Annotated in this window: 17 protein-coding genes; 8 read left to right on the top strand and 9 right to left on the bottom strand. The window is 61.8% G+C overall.

Annotation, left to right across the window (positions count from 1 at the left end; genetic code table 11):
• Window positions 1-152: 152 nt before the first annotated feature.
• From J5J10_RS03005 to J5J10_RS03015, 3 genes are all read left to right on the top strand, one after another.
• On the top strand, window positions 153-2,432 hold the full coding sequence (locus J5J10_RS03005) for a TonB-dependent hemoglobin/transferrin/lactoferrin family receptor (RefSeq protein ID WP_211928783.1): 2,280 nt from the start codon (window positions 153-155) through the stop codon (window positions 2,430-2,432).
• A 387-nt stretch (window positions 2,433-2,819) separates the two neighbouring features.
• A complete protein-coding gene (locus J5J10_RS03010; protein ID WP_208551868.1) occupies window positions 2,820-3,542 on the top strand; it encodes a LuxR family transcriptional regulator in 723 nt (240 codons plus the stop codon).
• Between the two features lie 57 nt (window positions 3,543-3,599).
• On the top strand, window positions 3,600-4,061 hold the full coding sequence (locus J5J10_RS03015) for a PAS domain-containing protein (protein WP_211928784.1): 462 nt from the start codon (window positions 3,600-3,602) through the stop codon (window positions 4,059-4,061).
• Window positions 4,062-4,067: 6 nt separating this feature from the next.
• Here J5J10_RS03015 and J5J10_RS03020 read toward each other — a convergent pair whose 3' ends face one another.
• The 8 genes from J5J10_RS03020 to J5J10_RS03055 form a co-directional block, all read right to left on the bottom strand.
• On the bottom strand, window positions 4,068-5,177 hold the full coding sequence (locus tag J5J10_RS03020; RefSeq protein WP_208551872.1) for a DUF2333 family protein: 1,110 nt from the start codon (window positions 5,175-5,177) through the stop codon (window positions 4,068-4,070).
• Entirely contained in the window at window positions 5,170-6,468 is a 1,299-nt protein-coding gene (locus tag J5J10_RS03025; protein ID WP_208551875.1) for a DUF6638 family protein, read from the bottom strand. Before J5J10_RS03025 ends, J5J10_RS03020 begins: the two co-directional genes overlap by 8 nt.
• 16 nt (window positions 6,469-6,484) lie before the next feature.
• Window positions 6,485-6,904, bottom strand: coding sequence for a helix-turn-helix transcriptional regulator (locus J5J10_RS03030; protein WP_211928785.1), 420 nt, complete (start codon window positions 6,902-6,904; stop codon window positions 6,485-6,487).
• Between the two features lie 2 nt (window positions 6,905-6,906).
• A complete protein-coding gene (locus J5J10_RS03035; RefSeq protein ID WP_211928786.1) occupies window positions 6,907-7,164 on the bottom strand; it encodes a type II toxin-antitoxin system RelE/ParE family toxin in 258 nt (85 codons plus the stop codon).
• A 68-nt stretch (window positions 7,165-7,232) separates the two neighbouring features.
• A complete protein-coding gene (locus J5J10_RS03040) occupies window positions 7,233-9,143 on the bottom strand; it encodes an AAA family ATPase (RefSeq protein ID WP_211928787.1) in 1,911 nt (636 codons plus the stop codon).
• A 2-nt stretch (window positions 9,144-9,145) separates the two neighbouring features.
• A complete protein-coding gene (locus J5J10_RS03045; protein ID WP_211928788.1) occupies window positions 9,146-10,297 on the bottom strand; it encodes a hypothetical protein in 1,152 nt (383 codons plus the stop codon).
• Between the two features lie 181 nt (window positions 10,298-10,478).
• The gene (locus J5J10_RS03050; protein ID WP_208551885.1) at window positions 10,479-11,567 is read right to left on the bottom strand and encodes a hypothetical protein; all 1,089 of its coding nucleotides are present in this window, start codon (window positions 11,565-11,567) and stop codon (window positions 10,479-10,481) included.
• Between the two features lie 211 nt (window positions 11,568-11,778).
• Window positions 11,779-12,171: a c-type cytochrome gene (locus tag J5J10_RS03055; protein WP_211928789.1), complete on the bottom strand. Its 393-nt coding sequence runs from the start codon at window positions 12,169-12,171 to the stop codon at window positions 11,779-11,781.
• Between the two features lie 289 nt (window positions 12,172-12,460).
• On the opposite strand from J5J10_RS03055, the gene J5J10_RS03060 reads away from it, so the two are divergent.
• The 5 genes from J5J10_RS03060 to J5J10_RS03080 all read left to right on the top strand — a co-directional run bounded on the left by J5J10_RS03060 (window position 12,461) and on the right by J5J10_RS03080 (window position 16,643).
• Entirely contained in the window at window positions 12,461-13,417 is a 957-nt protein-coding gene (locus J5J10_RS03060) for a choline ABC transporter substrate-binding protein (protein WP_211928790.1), read from the top strand.
• Between the two features lie 88 nt (window positions 13,418-13,505).
• The gene (gene choW, locus J5J10_RS03065; RefSeq protein ID WP_208551894.1) at window positions 13,506-14,375 is read left to right on the top strand and encodes a choline ABC transporter permease subunit; all 870 of its coding nucleotides are present in this window, start codon (window positions 13,506-13,508) and stop codon (window positions 14,373-14,375) included.
• Window positions 14,372-15,418 (top strand): choline ABC transporter ATP-binding protein, encoded by a 1,047-nt coding sequence (gene choV, locus J5J10_RS03070; RefSeq protein ID WP_208551899.1) that lies wholly within the window; start codon window positions 14,372-14,374, stop codon window positions 15,416-15,418. The genes choW and choV overlap by 4 nt, the downstream gene beginning before the upstream one ends.
• A 45-nt stretch (window positions 15,419-15,463) precedes the next feature.
• Entirely contained in the window at window positions 15,464-16,213 is a 750-nt protein-coding gene (locus tag J5J10_RS03075) for a pyridoxamine 5'-phosphate oxidase family protein (protein WP_211928791.1), read from the top strand.
• Between the two features lie 112 nt (window positions 16,214-16,325).
• Window positions 16,326-16,643: a metalloregulator ArsR/SmtB family transcription factor gene (locus J5J10_RS03080; protein ID WP_208551902.1), complete on the top strand. Its 318-nt coding sequence runs from the start codon at window positions 16,326-16,328 to the stop codon at window positions 16,641-16,643.
• 147 nt (window positions 16,644-16,790) lie between these two features.
• Here J5J10_RS03080 and J5J10_RS03085 read toward each other — a convergent pair whose 3' ends face one another.
• On the bottom strand, window positions 16,791-18,764 hold the full coding sequence (locus tag J5J10_RS03085) for a PhoX family phosphatase (RefSeq protein WP_211928792.1): 1,974 nt from the start codon (window positions 18,762-18,764) through the stop codon (window positions 16,791-16,793).
• Between the last annotated feature and the right edge of the window lie 301 nt (window positions 18,765-19,065).

A 19,065-nucleotide genomic window follows, 5' to 3' on the forward strand; every position in this document is an offset into this window, starting at 1 on the left:
AATGTTGACTATTTTTATCATCTTTAAACTTGACTCTTTTTGACATGATTTAATAACTCTGGTTTCCGACCGCTGCAACGCAGCAGGGGGCACATCGAAATCAGGCGCATCCCGCCCCTGGGCGAAGGGCGCTCTTTTTTGAGGACATCAGTATGAAGTGGGGACTTTCACCGCGCGCGCGGCTGCTCAATGGAACAGCGGTCGCGCTCGTCGTCGCGTTCACCGGATCGGCATACGCGCAGGATGCGCAGCAGGCCGGGGGAACGGTTCTGGATACCATCACCGTGGACGGTCAGGCGCAAACGGGCACCAGCGCAACGGCACCGCAAACCCAGACCACGGACCGCGCCGTCGTGCAGCAGAAGATGGTCACCGATTACAAGGATTTTGCCCGCCGTATCGATGCGGGCGTGAACTTCGACAGCGCCAGCGGCAGTGTCAACCTGCGCGGCCTGCAGGACAACCGCGTCTTGACCACGATCGACGGCATTCGCCTGCCGTGGCTGACCGACCCGCGCGAGTCAGCCGTGGGCGGCGGCGACGCCTTCGATTTCGACAGCCTGTCGTCGGTCGACATTACCAAGGGCGCGGACTCCAGCCGCTACGGCTCGGGCGCCCTCGGCGGCGTCGTTGAACTGCGGACACTGAACCCCGAGGACCTGATCGAGGACGGCAAGAATTTCGGCGCCCTGACGAAGACGACCTATGACAGCGCCAACGACAGCACCGGCGGCAACGCAGCGGCGGCGGCACGCTCCGGCGATACCTGGTTCATGGTCCAGGGGGGCTACACCAAGGGTCACGAGACCGAGACATCAGGCGATGTCGGCGGCTACAACTCCACACGCACCGAGGCCAATCCAGGCGACTTCGTGCAGAAGAACCTGCTCGTCAAGTTCCACCAGTATCTGGAAGGCGGCCACCGCATCGGCCTGACCGGCGAAATCTTCAACCGCGACGAAGACTTCGACAACATGCGCGGCACCACCGCGACCAACTATGAGGAAGGCACGCTGAAGGGCGGCGAGGAAACCGACCGCAAGCGGATCTCGGCCTCCTACGACTACGTCGCGCCTGACAACAGCTCGATCGTCGATACCGCGAGCCTGATTGCCTACTGGCAGAAGGAAAGGATCAACAACACAACGAGCGGCATCCGCCTTCCCGACGCGCGTGGCTTCATCATTCCGGGCGACCCGTTCTTCTACGGCTATCCGTCGGGCGCCTATTCACGCGACAACATGATCGAGCAGACGAGCTACGGCATCACCGGCAATGCCGCCAAACAGGTCGATATCGGCGGCGTCAGCAACGAGTTCCGCTTCGGCGGCGAGTTCGTCTGGCAGCAGACGCACCAGTATTCCGCCGGCGAGGACAATTGCCCCGACGTCGACTGGACGACCATCCCGCAGTTCTTCGGACCGCAGACATGCCGCATGCTGCACTCGAACGCGTCAGACATGCCTGACGTCGACAGCTACATCTTCGGCCTTTACGTCGAGGACGACATCAAGCTGATGGATGACCGCCTCACGGTGACGCCAGGCCTGCGTTTCGACTGGTACAGCCATAATCCGAAGTCCACGTCGGCCTACGAGGACAATCCGAACTACGACCCGGCCTTCCTCGAATCCACCGACGACATGGGCCTCTCGCCGAAACTGCGCCTCGCCTACCAGGTGACGCCGGAACTGGAGGTCTTCGCCCAGTACGCCCGCGGCTTCCGCGCGCCGACTGCCCAGGAGCTCTACCAGAACTTCGGCGCGCCGGGCTCCTACGCCCGCATCGGCAATCCCGACCTGGATACCGAAACCAGCAATGGCTTCGAGATCGGCGCCAAGTATGATGGCGGCGACTACCGCATCGGCGCGACGGTGTTCAACAACTACTACAAGAACTTCATCGATACCGTCATGCTCGCCCCTCCGGGCGGCGAATATCCGGTCGGCGGCGTCACCGGCTACGAGAACCTCAACAACGTCCAGATCTACGGCGTCGAAATCGCCGGCGAATGGGTTTTCCAGCCGAATTGGCGCACCTGGGGTTCGTTCGCCTGGACCTATGGCGAGGATCGCGACACCGGCGCTTACCTTGACTCGATTGCGCCGATGCGGGCGATCGTCGGCCTCGGCTACTTCACGGAGACCTGGGGCACCGACGTGTCGGTGACGATGGCATCGGAGCGCGACAAGGTCACCGACGGCTTCGTCGCACCGGGCTACGGCGTGGTCGACGCCACCATCTGGTGGACGCCCGAACGCATTGCCGATGTCGATGTATCCGGCCTCAGGGTTCAGGCCGGTGTATTCAACCTGTTCGACAAGAAGTACTGGGATGCCCTGAGCGTGCCGGATGGCACCACGACGGCATCGGCCGACTACTTCAGCGAACCGGGCCGTACCTTCAAGGTCTCGATCTCGAAGACATTCTGAACCGACATCCATCCGCAGAAGGACGCCGCGCTGGAAAAGGGCGCGGCGTTTGCCGTTTGGCATGCGGCTCTCGGCGGCACAGTCTCTGCTTGCCGCTCCACAAGCAGGCGATTTGTATCAGGGAGACTACGCTACGGAGAAGACCTCAGCGCAGCGATTCTCGGCCTCTTATCCCAGTGAGATTGCAGAATGGCGGACCTCACGAAAAACGCCACCATGAGTTGTAGGCAATTCCAGCCGGAGGCGGAAATTTGCGGCCTCTTTACCACGTGTCAAATGTGGACGGTCTGCCATCCCGCTGATCGTGCGAAAAATTCCGGCAGTCCCTTGTCATTGATATATTTGTAGGCTTAAACACTTCTCCATTGGTCAACTTAGATTTTGCGGATGATCATCGACGAGCGACAAACGCTGCTAAGCGCCGACATCTCGAAAACCGAGACACGAGCGGCGCTGATGCAGGTCATGGGGCGGGTTGTGCGCGAATTCGGCTTCGAATACGCGAGCATCCTCACGGCTCCGGGTCCGAACGACATACTTCTGTCGCCGCTTGTGCACGAAAGCACCATCCCGGGCGCCTTTGTCAGGGAGTTCGATCGCAACCACTTCCTACGCTCCTGCCCTCTGCTGCCGCGAATGAGCAATTCGATCCTGCCGCAGGGCTGGCGCATCGGATCGCGCGATCCGGCCCTCTCCTACGACTGCCCGCCGGAAATGGCCGATCTGTGGCGCCGCTTCGGCATCGAGATGGGCATGGTCTTCCCGCTGAACTCGATCGATTCCACGCGTTTCCTGGTGCGCTACGACGGAAATCGGTGCGACCTATGCCAGCAGGAGATCAACGAACTCTCGATGATCACAATCCATGCCTTCGACATGTTCGACCGCATGCGCAGGTCCGAGATCGCCATTCCGGTGGCGCTGTCGGCACGGGAACTGGAAGTCGTTCGCTGGACAGCACAGGGCAAGACCTCGGTCGAGATCGGGCAAATCCTCTCGCTCTCGGACCACACGGTCAACGCCTACATGACGAATGCGATCCGCAAGCTCGATTGCGTCAACCGTACACAACTGGTTGCCAAGGCTATTCGCCTCAAGCTAATTAACTAAAGCTTAAAGTAAAGCATGTAGCCCTCGTCACGATGAACCAGAGGAAGAGGTCGTGCCTTGCCGATCCGCTACGACCAGATCGACAGCAAGACGTTTCAGGACGGCAGCGCCGTCGGGATCACCCCACGTGATATCATCGAACTCGTGACCGCCTTCAGGCTGTACGGCTTCTTCCGCATCGATCTCGAGACCGGCCACTTCTTCGCGACGCCCGACGTCTACACGATCTTCGGCATGGAGTACCAAACGGGTCCGATGAACCTGCTGGAGTTCCGCGACCACATCCACCCCGATGACCTGCCACTGTTGATGACCTCCTTCGAACGTGCCAGCACGCATAAGGAGATATATCACAACATATACAGGGTGAAGCGTCCGGAAGGCGCCTACCGCTTCGTCCGCACCGTTGGAAAGTTTAGGGAAAAAGAAGGCACGCCCGGCGAGCTCGTCGGCATCACCTACGAGTTTTTCGAGCGCCTTCGCACGATCGCTTTCGCATCGGAATTCGACGAGCCCTGACCGCCCTTAGCGGTCGAGCACCGCCCGCAGCTCCACCATGTTCGACCGTACCCGCAGGATATAGAAGCCCATGGTCGCAAGATGGGTCGGCATGATCCAGCCATCTTCCGAGCCATTCGAGATGATCGCCGGCTGAATGCGCAGCGACGCCTGCAACTGCTTCTCCATCTCAACCCAGATCGAGGTCAGGTTGCGCTCGCGGATGACGTCCCTGAAGTCCGCCTTCGCCGCCTGCAGGATCGCATACTGGGCATAGAGCTGCCCGTAGGCGAACCAGAAACGGTCATCGGCGCGGGTATCGAACCAGCCGGCGTTATATTCCTCCGACCGGCGCCGCAGAATGTCCGAGGTATTGCCGAGATCGCTCGCCATCCGGTCGAGCAGTTGCATCAGGTTGTCCGCGCGCGCGTCGAAGACCGCATTGCAGAGCTCCAGATCGGAGTTGAACTTGCGCCAGCTGTTGACTGCAGCACGGTAAAAGCTCGGCGTGGGTGTCTTGAAGCCGAACGGATTGGTGCCGAAATACCAGGTTCCCTCGTCAAACTGGATGTTGCCGCGCGCATCCTGGAGATCGTTGTTGATGCCGGAGGTGCCGCGCACACGTCCAAGATTGTCGGCAAGCTCGATGCCGACGCGCCGCACGACCTGGTTCACACCACGCTGGAAGGAGGCCTTGTTGTCGAAGAACGGGGTATTGTCCCAGTCCATCCCGAACAGGCCCGTCTTGTAGAGTAGCGTCGAGGAAATCCAGACGTTCTGGTTGACGTTCATGTCGGTCAGATCGGCAGCCAACGTGACGATCGCCGAATTCTGGCACACACCCGCCTGCCCCGCGACGGGTTCGCCCGCGGCGACCGTGCGTTCATTGAGATTATACCCTGACGCCATTTCCGGGTTGAAGCCGTACCAGACCTGGGTGCGCCAGAACAGCAGTCCGTAGAAGATCACGAGAACCAGAAGCACGAGGATGATCGGTCCCTTGATCAGCCAGTTGCGGCGCTGATACCAGCCGTGGGCGGCCATGAACGGCCAGAGAAGCCAGGCGACGACGAGACCGACGCCGCGCCCGAAGGCGGCGAAGACGCGCTGGAAGAACGCGATGACCGGGTCAAGCATTTGTGTCGTCTCCTATGGCATAGAGGCGTTGCCTGAAGCCTCTCTTGTCCTGCAGATACGTGGAGCTCAGGCGCGATACAACATAGTCCCTGAATCTTTCGCCGAAGCCTTCATAGGCCAAGTAGAAACCCTGCTTGTCGAAAACGAAACGGGACACGAAGTCGCTGGGGTTGAACTGCGCGATCAGCCGCCCGGTCAGCCATTGGTCCGGATGACCGGGCTTGGGCCTGACGAGCAGGAAACGACGCTCCGCCGGCACCTGGGCAAGACGGATGCTGCCCGTCGCCGCCAGCTGCCGGATCATTTCCTGGAGGAATGGATAGGTGCCGTCTTCGGCGATCCGTGCGGCATTGCGCTGCGCGAACGCCTGGAGCCAGACGGTGTCCACCAGCGATAGATCGGCCTCGGGGTCGAGATCTCGAACGAGCGCGATCAGCGCCATTTCGGCCCGGTGACGATAGAGGCCGGACTGCTCGACCCAGCTTGCGCGCGGCATCTCGATGCGGCCGGTGCTTGCCAGAAAATCGAAGATCTTTTCCCGGTCGTTGATCGAGATGTAGCTGACCTGCCACGGTCGCGACCGCCGGAACCCCGGCGCCGAGGGATCGCAGATGACAGTCGTCGTCCGGTCGTCGACGAAAACGTAGACACCGCCGAAATGATTGGCCCAGAAGGCATCGTGGCGGAAGACCAGCTTGTCCGGCACCAGCTCGTTCTGGCGGATGTCGCCGGTGAGTTTCGCCAGTTCCACCATGCGGTTCAGCAAAGCATCGTCGCGCCAGGCATCCGCCTCGGTCTCCACGCGATCGGCGAGCCGCCGAAGCTCCGTTGCCTTGCCCAGCACATCCTCGGCCGAGAGCACCCGGAATTGCACCTCGTTGATCGACAGCAGATCTTCAAGGGTGCGCACCTCGGCAACGCTGTCCTCGATCTCGCCGTAGATCGCATCCTTGATGGTGATCGCGTTGATCGACCGCGCATTGGCGGTGAAGAACTCGTGCATCAATCCGGCCGTGTTGGAAAAGCTCGTGTGCACCACCGGCAGGTTCTCCTGCTCGGGCGTCATGACGATGAAGCGGCGATTGACGCGCTTCGGGTCGAGATAGTCCTTGTCGCCGAGTTCGTCCGCCACCTGAGGCGAAAAGCCGGTCATGTCGATGTCGAATTCCGTGAGCGCCGTCGGCGGCAGGCCGAAACGCGTCAGCGCCTTGTTGTAGCGGTCGACGAGATGCGGCTCCGTGACCGGAAGCAGCCGGCCGTAGATCAGTTCAGCTTCAAGCAGGCGGTTCATAAGACAGGGGCTCTCGTCACGCGCTGGTCTCGGGTTCGTCGTTGCCGCTCCAGGCGACAAGATCCTCGAGATCGACCTTCAGCGCTCGGGCGATCTTCTTCAGCGACGAAATGCTACCTTCCTTCTTCTTCGATTCGATCTCCGACAGATAGGTCGCGCTGATGCCGGCGGTGGCGGCAAGGTCCTTGGCCGAAAGCCCCCGGAAATCGCGCCAGACGCGCACGGGGCTTTCGCCATCCATCATCCGGTAGACGAATTCGGCCGGGATCAGTTCTTCCTCGCCCCTGGCGAGCTTTTCCTCGAAGGCTTTGATCGCCAGGGAATCCTCAAGGTCCTCGAGACGCTCGACCAGCTTCATCAGTGCGTCGTAGTCCTTGCGGCTGAGAACGACCAGTTCCTCGCCGCTCGGTGTCGTGAAAGGCGTCGCTGTGTTCATTGTCACATCCCTTCATATGCCTCGCCACGGGCCGCAATTCTGACGACATCGACGATGACACCGTCTTCGCGGAAGATCACCCGCCAGTCGCCGACACGAAGCCGGAGATAGTTCAAGCCCTCAAGCCTCTTCACATTGTTCGCCAACGACCGGGGATCGAGAGCATATTGCTGGACCTTCGACCGAATCCTCCGGGCCTCGTTGGCCGGAATGCGCGCCAGTTTTCGCTGCGCCTGCGTGCTGTAGATGACTTGTTTCATGTTAAGCCGTCCCCGCGTCAGTCGCAACAACAATTCGCTCGGAGCGAATTACGCCACACTCAGTCCTGTCACCAGCGCCCTTCCCGCTTCATCGCCTCTATCTGCGATACCGCCCTCTCCCTCTGCTTCTCGCGCCTGACGATCTCTGTCACGGCCGCGTCATCGGACTTGTCAGCATAGCGGAATTCGCTGTCGGCGTAGCGGTTGATCTCCTGCAGCACCATCTCCATCGTGATCGGGCCGCGCAGTTCCTCGATCATCGCCTTCTTCTCGTCGTAGGACTTGTGGAGGAAGGCCTCGGGCGTTTCGAACCAGTCGTCCGGCAGCTCCATGTCCATCGCCCGCATCTTGATCGCATCGGTGATGTTCTTGATCGCGCGGCCGGTAAAGCGGGGTTCGGCGAGCTTGATCTCGTGCAGGTAGGCGCCGATGTCGGCGAGCGTTGCAATCCTGCCCCTCGCCTTTTCGAAGCGCTGCCAGACGGCGGCGAGCCCCTCTTCCTTCGGACGATCGTGCTGGCCGTAGGAGGTGGCGACCGCGCGCTTGATCTCCTGGTCGGCAAAGAGCGCGTGCTCGCCGAGCGGGATCTTGTGGTTCTTGCCGATCAGCAGCGCGAAGATATCGACATAGTCGTTCTGCGTCTGCGGCCCGTCGACCAGCCAGCGGGCGCCGGCGCGCTGGCGCAGCGCGTCGTCGACGTTTTCTGGAAAGTTCGAGAACATGCCGAAGCTTGCATTGCCGCGTACGACGGTGGAGGCGCCAGCAAAACTCTCCATCAGCACCGCCGTCACCTCGTGCTGACCGGACGAGGCCCGGTCGTCGGAGCGCTTGGCGGTGACTTGGTCGACATCGTCGATCGTGCCGAAGCCGATCACCTTCGGGTTCAGCACGTTGGTGACGAATTCCTTGGCGTTCTGCCCAGACTTGCCCTGATAGGAAGAAATCTGGTCGACGCCGAAATTCTCGTAGTGGAAGGCATAACCCGCCACCTGACAGTAATCGTGCAGCAGCCCGGCGATCATCTGGATCAGCGTCGTCTTGCCGGTGCCCGGCATGCCGTCGCCGATGAAGGTGAAGAGAAAGCCGCCGAGCTCCACGAACGGGTTCATCTGCCGCTCGAAGTCATAGGCCATCAGCATCTTGGCGAGCTTGATCGACTGGTATTTGGCGATGTGATTGCCGACCACCTCCTCCGGCTTGCGAAACGTCATCGACAGCGGCTTGCGCCGCGCGCCGGGTGCGACATCGAACCCGTCGAGGGTGAAGTCGTCCGACTCGATGCGGATATGGGTGTTTTCGAAGGCGGACAATCCCGTGAAGCGCGCCTTGCGGGCGATCAGACCGTCGATCGCCACCCTGGCCAAGGCGCGAGCCCGTATCAAAAGGCCGGTATCATCTGGAGCACCGGAAAGCGCCATATCAAGACCCGCGATCAGGCTCTTCAGAGCATCCTGCGGCGTGTCGAACAGGAAATCCGGCTCTTTGGTATCGTTCGCGGGCTCGCTCTCGCCGGTCAGGGTCGAGAGCAGGTAGGCGGCGAAGGTGAATGCCGCAACATAGGCGGACGCCGACAGCAGCGCCTTGAATTGTTCGGCCTCGGCGCCGGCCAGCGGTGCGGCAAGATTGCGCGCCTGCAATTGTTCGAGGTTGGTCTGGCGGGCGAAGACGTCGGACACCGCGAGCGCCACCTGCGCGCCGCGCCTGGCGCGGTAAAGTACGGCATGCTGCTGCGGCGACAAGAGCGGATCAGCGGGGCGGACCGACTGGATCGTCTTTTGCAATTCGATCTCGCGGGTGCGCTTGACCGACCCTGTAGAGACCGTTGGCACGAAGCGTCGCCCGGTGCCGGCCAGCGTCGCGCCCTGCCCGTCGCCGGGATCGAGAACGAGGGTTCGGGTTACCAGCCCTTGCGCGACCGCGAGGTGCTTGGCGATCTCGTCCTCGTGGATGGTCGTCAGCCCCGCGTTCAATCCGTTCATGCTCAGACCTCGCTCACGACATTGCTGCCGGAAACCACATGGACCTTGTAGCCGGCGAAGATCGACGATGCGTCGCCCGAGGCATAAAGCGCCTGGTAGGCATCATGCGGCACCAGGGCGTGCTTCTGGTAAGCCGAGACACCCATGCGCGCCGCTTCGAGATCGCCGGTCTCGATGTGGAACTCCTGGATCGCCGGCGTGGAGGAGAAGAAGCCCTTCTGCGCCGGCCGCTCTGCCTTGGAGAAGATTTCCTGCATCGTCCAGGTGAGTACCCAGGCGTTTTCCGGCTTCCTGACTCGTGTGAGGATGTCGGTGACGCGACCGTTGTTCTCGGTGATACCCGCCGCATAGAAGGGACCGAGCACCACGCGATTCATCTGCTTGGGGTGCAGCGTCTCGAAATCCTTGTCCATGTTGCCGATGACGGTCGCCGGTGTCAGCGAATAGGCGCCGTTCTTCGCGGCGAAATCGTCGAAGCGGGCGGCCAGTTCCGGATTGAGCAGTCCGCCGACAGGCAGCGGTATATCAACGTCAGGATTGAGTTTGCCGTCCGGCGTCACGAGCAGCTTCGCGACATTGTCGGACGAGTCCTCAATGCCCGCCGCGTAGATCATCGGCAACGTGTTGGTCCCGTCGAACACGGCCCACGTGACGACATAGTAGGGTCGCCGGGTCTTCTCGTTGACGGTGACGCGCACCGTCTCCGGCATCACGAACGGCGAGAAGATTTCACCGCGACCGATCTGTTCTAGATAGAGCCGTTCAGCCATCTGCGTCTGCAGCGCGGTCGGAAATTCCTTCTGCCGCAGGATGAAGTCAACGATTTCGGCCCTGAGCGCATTGGCGTCGGGGATCGCAGCCAGCCGTTTCGGCGCGCTGCCGCGATCGTTTTCCAGCTCCAGCACGTTCTGGAAAATCGGAAACCCGCTTTCGGCGCGGGAAATCCGGAACTGGTCGGTGAAGCCGATCCGGTTTTCCCAGCAGGCGAAGGAGTTTTTGAGCCGCTCGACATAAGGCAGCACCAGTCCGCCCGCCGATCCCATCGCCGGAAGCGTGACATCCGGATTGGAGAGATAGATTTCGAGCCCGCCGAGGGCCGAGCGGATGGCGTTGAAATAGTGGGTGACGGCGGGATTGGCGTTAGGGGCGTTCATGGAGCGCTCCCCGCGCGTTGCCCCTCATCCCCCTGCCGGGACCTTCTCCCCGTCTCGACGGGGAGAAGGGGGATGGAGCACCGCCTTGCCACACATCCCTTCTCCCCGCCTGCGGGGAGAAGGTGGCGGCAGCCGGATGAGGGGCTGGCTTCCACCTCAGCGATTGACAACCGCGAGCCCATCACGTCTTCACGTAGTTCGCCGAATTGTGCTTGTCGATGACCGTCTGGAAGCGGCGGGCAAACGCGTCGTCGGCGAGCTTCTTGCGGCGCTGGATGTCCTGCGTCGAGAGCATGTTCTTCTCGTGCAGTTCCAAGAGGTCGCCGATATGGCGCTGCGCGGCGGCACCGATGCCCGCCATGGTTTCTTCCGCCGCCGTATCCACCTGGCTGCCGAGCGTGTTGATCCGGTGCGCGACCTCCTGCTGGGCGGCGGTCTTCAACGAATCCTCAAGCGCCTTGTAGAGCACGATGCGCTGTTCGGTATCGATCGTCAGCTTGTTGATCAGCGTGTTCTGCGCGGCGATCTGGTTGTTGAGCGAATCGACAAAGGTCTGGAACATCGAGGTGTAGCGTTCCAGCGTCTGGCTCTCGGCGAGAAGCTCCTGCTCCTTGGCCTGCGCCTCGTTGTAGTCGGTCGCGAGTTTCGAGCGCTGGGCTTCGAGCTCGGTGCGCTCCGACTGGTCGGTGGACGCAGCGATCTTGTTTTCGATGTCGAGCAGTTGCGGATTGAGCGTCTCGATCTTCTTCTGCGTCGCCTCGAGGCTCGCGATCGTACCCTTGCGACGCTCGATCACCTGGATCAGGCTCGCTTCGGAGGTCTTGTAGCGCTGGTCGAGAACGGCACGCTGATCCTTGAGAATACCGACGATCGTGTCGGACTTGGCGAGCAGTTCCTGCAGGTTGCCGGCAAGCGACATGTTGCGGACGCGCTCGGTGCGCATGCGCTGCGCCCGCTGCTTGGAGAAGATGCCGATGAACTTCTCATAGCCGGAATAGGTCTTCATGCTCTCGAACTCGGAGCCGAACACGTTGGTGGCGTCCTCCAGGCCGATGATGAGGTCGGCGATGTTCGCCTCCATCACCTTCTGCTGGTTAAGCACATCCTGGATACGGGCATTCTCGATGTCGAAATTCGTGTCGCCGAGCTTGGTGTCGGCCTTGGCGAACTGGTCGAGCACCTGGCCGGACTGGGCCAGCTTCGTCTTCATATCGTCGACGATGCCGCGGGTTTTCTCGATTTCGCTGTCGAAGGACTGTAGTGAAGCCATGCGCTCGTCTCCCTGAACCCTGTCCGCAACCGCAGGATTTGAAAATCCACGGCGACCTTATCCCAATTCGGCACTTTGAACAGCGCCGCGCCTCGCCAAAGCGGAGGATCACATTGCAGATATGGAGGGCAGCGCCATCGCACAAGGTGGTACACGCGAAAACACGGCACCGGGATACCACCGTTGCCGTGTCGGGAAGCGAAAGGAACCCTTACTGGCCAGCGGCAGCTGGATCCTTGAGATAGGCGATGATGTTCGCGATATCTTCGGGCTTCTTCAGCCCGGCAAAGGACATCGTGGTTCCCTTGACCAGATCCCGCGGCTTCGGCAGGTAGAGCGCCAGCTCCTCCGCGCTCCAGACCTTGCCGTCCGCGCCGAACTCCGTCATTGCCTTGGAATATTTGAAGCCCTCGACACTGGCGACCGGACGGTCGACGACACCCATGAGGCTCGGGCCGACCTTGTTCTTGGCCTCGGTTGCGGTATGGCAGGCCATGCAGTTCTTCTTGAAGACGGCCGCTCCGGCGACCGCGTCGCCATCGGCAAGAGCCACGCCCGCCGGCAGGATCAGCGACGCGGCGAGAATGAGACAGTGCAGTTTCATGCGTTTTCCTCACACGATTGCATCCCTCCCGATTGGAGGGCGTTACGACGCCACTCTGGAGGAATTCAGGATCGGGCTCCATTGGACGACTTGACGCGGTCTAGCAGACAGCCTCGGCCCCGACCTTGATCATGATCAACTCTGGTGATTTCCGCCCGGAAAGCGGCGGGGAATGCCGCTGAAGCGTCGCAAACCGCACCGCAATTTCGCCGCATTTGCGCCTGTCGCGCTTGCAAATCTTGTCTATAGGTGTTGACTTGGGAACAGCAAAAACAAGGGAGCCCTCTCAATGACCAATGCCTCTTTCCGTCGACTATCGCTTGCAGCCCTGGCCTCGACACTGATGCTGTCCGCCGCGCCCGTCTGGGCTGCGGAGGCTGAAAGCTGCTCGACCGTCCGCTTCTCCGACGTCGGCTGGACCGACATCACCGCGACCACCGCGACGGCCTCGGTGATTCTGAAGGCTCTCGGTTACGAGCCGACCACCACCGTGCTCTCCGTTCCGGTGACCTACTCGTCGCTGAAGAACAAGGACATCGATGTCTTCCTCGGCAACTGGATGCCGACCATGGAAGCAGATATCGCGCCCTATCGCGAGGAAAAGTCGGTCGAGACCTTCGGTCCGAACCTCGAGGGCGCCAAGTACACGCTCGCCACCAATGCCAAGGGCGCCGAACTCGGCATCAAGGACTTCGCCGACATCGCCAAGCATGCCGATGCGCTGGAAGGCAAGATCTACGGCATCGAGCCGGGCAATGACGGCAACCGCCTGATCATCGACATGATCGACGGCAACAAGTTCGAGCTCGGCAGCTTCGAAGTGGTCGAATCCTCCGAGCAGGGCATGCTCGCGCAGGTCGCCCGCGCCGAACAGGATGGCACGCCGATCGTTTTCCTCGGCTGGGAACCGCATCCGATGAACGCCAACTTCAAGCTGACCTACCTGTCTGGCGGCGATGACGTCTTCGGCCCCGACTTCGGTGGCGCGACGATCTACACCAACACCCGTGCCGGCTACACCACCGAATGCCCGAATGTCGGCAAGTTCGTGACCAACCTTAAGTTCTCGCTGGCCATGGAAAACGAGATCATGGGCAAGATCCTGAACGACGGTGAGGATGCCGAAGCTGCTGCCACCGAGTGGCTGAAGGCCAACCCGTCGGCCGTTGAACCCTGGCTTGCAGGCGTGACGACCAAGGACGGCGCCGAAGGCCTCGCAGCCGTCAAGTCGGCGCTCGGCCTCTGATCGAGCGAACGAAATGGCCCCGCGCGGAAGGATCGTCCTCCCGCGCGGGTGCTGAGCCATTTGCTCTGCGCCAATTTCGGGGACACGCATGAATTTTCTCACCGACTACAAGATCCCGATCGGGGCGACGTCGAAACTTTTGGTCGACTGGCTGACCACAAATCTCAAAATTTTCTTCGATTTCATCGCGACCATTCTCGACGCGTCGATCGACGCGATGCTCTTCGTTCTGCAGGCGCCGTATCTCAAGGGCAGCCCGCTCGAGGCGCTCTATCCGCTTCTGATGATCGCCATCTTCACGGCCATCGCCTGGCTGGTACGCCGTTCGCTCGGCGTGACGCTGTTCACGCTGATCGGCCTGCTCCTGATCTATAATCAGGGCTACTGGAAGGAGACGATGGAAACGCTGGCGCTGGTACTGGCAGCCACAGGTGTGTCGATGGTCGTCGGTGTGCCGATCGGCATTGCCTGCGCGCGCCGACCCTGGCTCTATGCCGGCGTTCGGCCCGTGCTCGACCTAATGCAGACCATCCCGACCTTCGTCTACCTGATCCCGGCGCTGATCCTTTTCGGCCTCGGCATGGTGCCTGGCCTGATCGCCACCGTGATCTTCGCGATCCCCGCGCCGATCCGCCTGACCCGTCTCGGCATCATCTCCACCCCGCCGTCGCTGGTCGAAGCCGCTGTGGCGTTCGGTGCCACGCCCACGCAGGTGCTGCGCAAGGTGGAACTGCCCTTTGCGACGCCGCAGATCATGGCCGGCCTCACCCAGACCATCATGCTGTCGCTGTCGATGGTCGTGATCGCCGCGCTCGTCGGCGCCAGCGGTCTCGGCGTTCCGGTCGTCCGCGCGCTGAACACCGTCAACATCGCCCGGGGATTCGAGGCAGGTCTCTGCATCGTCATTCTCGCCATCATCCTCGACCGGATCTTCCGCATTCCCGGAGAAGACACATGACCGAAGCCGTCATTTTCTCCAACGTCGACATCGTATTCGGCGACAATCCGCAAAAAGCAATCGAACTGATCGACCAAGGGCGCACCCGCGACGAGATCGGTGCCGAGACGGGACTGGTGCTCGGCGTTGCCGGCGCCTCCCTGACGGTGCACGAAGGGGAAATCCTCGTGCTGATGGGCCTCTCGGGTTCCGGCAAGTCGACGCTGCTGCGCGCTGTGAACGGTCTTGCGCCCGTCGTTCGCGGCAATGTCACCGTCAGGACGACGGGCGGACATGTCGATCCCTACACATGCTCCGCTGCCAAGCTGCGCGACCTGCGCATGCACACCGTCTCGATGGTCTTCCAGCAGTTCGGTCTCCTGCCCTGGCGGACGGTTGCCGAAAACGTCGGTTTTGGCTTGGAACTGGCGGGTGTTCGCGAGGCGGAGCGCCGGAAGACGGTCGACGAGCAGCTTCATCTGGTGAACCTCTCGCAATGGGCCGACCGCAAGGTCAACGAACTGTCGGGCGGCATGCAGCAGCGCGTCGGGCTCGCCCGCGCCTTCGCCACCGGCGCGCCGATCCTTTTGATGGACGAACCGTTCTCGGCCCTCGACCCGCTGATCCGCACGCGCCTCCAGGACGAGCTTCTGGAATTCCAGTCGCGCCTGAAGAAGACGATCCTCTTCGTCAGCCACGATCTGGACGAGGCCTTCCGGATCGGCAACCGCATCGCCATCATGGAAGGCGGCCGCATCATCCAGTGCGGCACACCGCAGGAGATCGTCAGCAACCCGATCAACCAGTATGTCGCCGACTTCGTGCAGAACATGAACCCGATCAACATGCTGACCGCGAGCGACGTGATGACACCGGGCGCCGCCACCCAGGGCGCCGTCAGCGGCACCGCGAAACCGCAAACACCGCTGGTCGACATCCTCGACGTGCTGGCGCGGCAACCCGGCACGATCGGCGTTGTTGACAACGGATCGATCATCGGCACGATCAGCGCCAATGAAGTGATAGCAGGGCTGACGCGGCACAGGCGCAAGGAACCGGTCTGAGACCGGTTCCGCGCACTTCTGTGCCGGGTGGCCGGGAACAGGATGATGGCTGACAAACCTTCCGTGATTCGCGAAACGGACGAGGACGCGAGGCGCCTGGCGCGAACATTGGTGCGGGCGGCGCGTTACGTGGCGCTCGCAGTCGTCGATCCGGAAACGCATTTTCCCTCCGTCAGCCGCGTGCTGGTCGCAACAGACAGCGACGGCGTGCCGGTCATTCTCGTATCGAACCTGTCGGCCCACACACGCGCGCTCTCAGCCGACAGCCGCTGCTCGCTGCTGGCCGGAGAACCCGGCAAGGGTGATCCCCTCGCCTATCCCAGACTGACCGTCCAGTGCCTTGCCGAACCGGTGGACCGTGACAGCGACGTACACGCACGTCTTCGCGCCCGCTTTCTTGCCCGCCACCCCAAGTCGAAGCTCTACATCGACTTCCCAGACTTTCGCTTCTTCCGGTTGGTCCCGCAGGGCGCAAGTCTGAACGGCGGCTTTGGCCGTGCATACATTTTGCCCGCCGACGACTTGATCATTGCAAACTTTGGACAGGCGGAATTTGCCGGTGGGGAGGCCGAGACACTGCAAGAATTAATGGGGGACCTACCCGATCTCCCGGCAGTACTGGCAGGGCACCTTGGTGGCGACAACGCGCTGAAATGGCAGGTCTGCGGCCTTGATATGGCCGGAATCGACCTGATTTCCGGGGATTTTGCCCTCCGGTGGGAGTTTAGCGCCCCCTGCCACAACCTTAGGGACATTAAATTAGACTTATCTAAATCAGCATACCCGATACCTTAAATTTAGGCATATACAATTTTTAGCCGCTTGGTACACTTTCGGGCATTCGTACTACGCTGATTGCAAGCGGTTCGCCCGCGTGGGCAACCGGTTTTTAGGGAAGAATGAGCTTATGAACACCAAGACTTTGACCGAACAGTCGGCAGCCGCTGCCGGCCTTCTTTCGGCGATGGCAAACCCCAAGCGGCTTATGATCCTGTGCAGCCTGGTCAAGGGCGAGGTGCCGGTCGGCGTTCTCGCACAGCAGGTCGGCCTCAGCCAGTCGGCGCTCTCCCAGCACCTGTCGAAGCTCAGGGCCCAGAAACTCGTCAAGACGCGTCGCGACGCGCAGACAATTTATTATTCCAGCAATTCGGAGTCCGTCATCAAGGTTCTTGAGACGCTGGAAGACATTTATTGCCAGACAGAGGCCAGCCGTTCCGCCGCCTGATGATAGCGCTGCCATAAAGGCAGACAGCAGGCGGAAGAGCGGTCCAAGACTACCAGGCCAATGGTGTCGCGGCTTTTTGGATGACGTTATATGCAAGAGAGACTGGCCGGCGGATCCTCGATCCGCCGGCTTTTTCGTTGCCGAAGCTCAACTGCCGACGACGGCCTGGTCGTTGCGGCTGAGAACGATGAGCGAGGGCCGGGCCGGCATACCGTCGGCAAAGTCCGGCCAGAGCGTGCCGATGTCGGCGATCGACGTGGCATCCTCGTTGTCATCCATCCGCAGCTCACCGGGATGCTGGATCGAGATGAACACCGACGTGCCGTCGGGCGTAAAGGTCGGCGAGCAGCATTCGGACCCGACCGGCGGGATGTAGAAGAGCTTCGGCAGTGCCCGCCCCTCGCCCTCCGTCTCCATCACGTAGAGCGCATCGGCAATGCCTTCCGGCGGCGGACCGTCGGTCGCGACCCAAAGGCGCCCGGCCGGGTCGACCGCCAGATTGTCGGGATCGGTGAACCAGCCGTTGGCGGTCGTCGATGCGTGGAACATCGCGCCGTCCTCCGCCACCGCGGGATCGCCGCAGAGCACGAAGACGTCCCAGCGGAAGGTCTCGGCGGCATAGTCGGGTTTGTCGCCTACATCCGGCGGCACCAGTTCGAGGAGGTGGCCGTGCGGGTTCGGCCCGCGCGGATTGGCGGCATTAACCTGCTCAGCTTCATCGCCCTCGCCGGCCGCCAGCCGGTCCTCGTTCTCGGTCATCGCCACATAGAGCTTGCCCGTCTGCGGATGCACGACGAACCCCTCCGGCGCATCCATCGGCGTCGCACCCAAGAGGTCGGCAGCCGCGCGCGTGTTGAGCACCACGTCGGCCTGGCTTGCAAAGCCCGCCTCGGCCGTCAGCGGCCCTTCGCCGGCGATGAGCGGCAGCCAGCGCATCGTGCCATCGCTCTCGAATTTCGCCACCGACAACGTGCCCTCATCCAGCAGGTCGCGGTTGGCTGCGCGGTCGGTCGGGTTCCACGGATCGCGGGTGACGAAGCGGTAGAGATATTCGAAGTCGTCGTCGTCGCCCATGAACACGACGACGCGTCCATCCGGGGCTACGGCGCATTGCGCGCCCTCATGGGTGAAGCGTCCGAGCGCCGTGCGTTTGACCGGCTTTGCCGATGGATCGAGCGGATCGATCTCGACCACCCAGTCGAACCGCATCCACTCGTTCGGCTCGTCCTCGAAGCGCAGCCGCGATTCCAGGCGGCCGGCGGCATAAATGTCGTTGTCCTCCTCGTCCCAGCCCTGTCGCTCAACCAGTTCCTGGTTCGGCAGGACGGTGTAGTCGCCGGCGAAGACGTCCATCGCACCCTCTTCGCCCGACAGCATCGTGCCCCAGGGGGTGATCCCGCCATTGCAGTTGGAGATGGTGCCGAACACGGCCCGGCCTGTCGGATCGGCCTTGGTCTTCAGCCGGTCATCGCCGGCCGCCGGTCCCGAGATCGCCATGTCGGTGCCCATGTGGATGCGGCGGTTGTAGGAACTGTCGAGCACCACGGCCCATTTGCCGTCGGTGCGGCGGACCTCGAAAATGCTGAGGCCGACGCTCGCCATGATGGCGCGGATTTGGTCGTCCGTCAGCGTGTCGCGGTAGTCCTCATCGGTGAGGCCGGGAAACATCAGGAAGGGCGAGGCATATTCATGGCTGACGATCATCAGGCCGTTGTCGGCCGTCGCAGCACCATGCGGCAGCGGCATGAAATAGGTGAAGTCGTTGTTGTAGCCGAACTGGCGCTCGGCCGCCTTGCCGTCGAGGGTGGCGAGATCGAAGGCCGGGCTGTCGGGGAAGAGCGCGTCGCCCCAGCGGATCAGCACCTGCCGGTCGTAGCCCTCCGGCCAGTGATCGCGATCGTCACGCACGCGCTCCAATTCCTTGAAGGACAGCGAACCCGCAGCCGCCGCGGCAGCCGGCTGCGAGGAGAGCAGCGGTGCAAGCGCGACACCGCCGAGGCCGGCGACGAGGCCCTTGAGCACGGAACGGCGGCGGATGCCCTCGTTGAGGATGGAACAGTAGCTTTCTGCAATCTGGCGGCGCGGATTGGGACGCGCGCGCGTCTTCTGGCGGTCTGACATGATGCCTCCGAAAATTGACTGATATCAAGGAATGAATGAGGGAATGCACGTGCGCCCCAAGGCGTACGCCTCCTCCAAGAAGGGCCGATGACAGGGCACCACGGTTACCCTTTTTGGACTCGACCGGTACGAGTTGCCGGCGCATGATCATCACCGCCAGACAGGCAATCCATGACGTTTGCTGATGCCGCCTTGACGGCCCCAAGCGCCCTGATAATTTGAGCAAGCGCTCAAAATATCAGGCATGATTTGCCGCCAACAACCGGGGTTCGGCCGCCCGTCACGCAAATGGCCTGGAGAG

This window comes from Ciceribacter sp. L1K23 (assembly GCF_018122705.1).
GTDB lineage: Bacteria > Pseudomonadota > Alphaproteobacteria > Rhizobiales > Rhizobiaceae > Allorhizobium.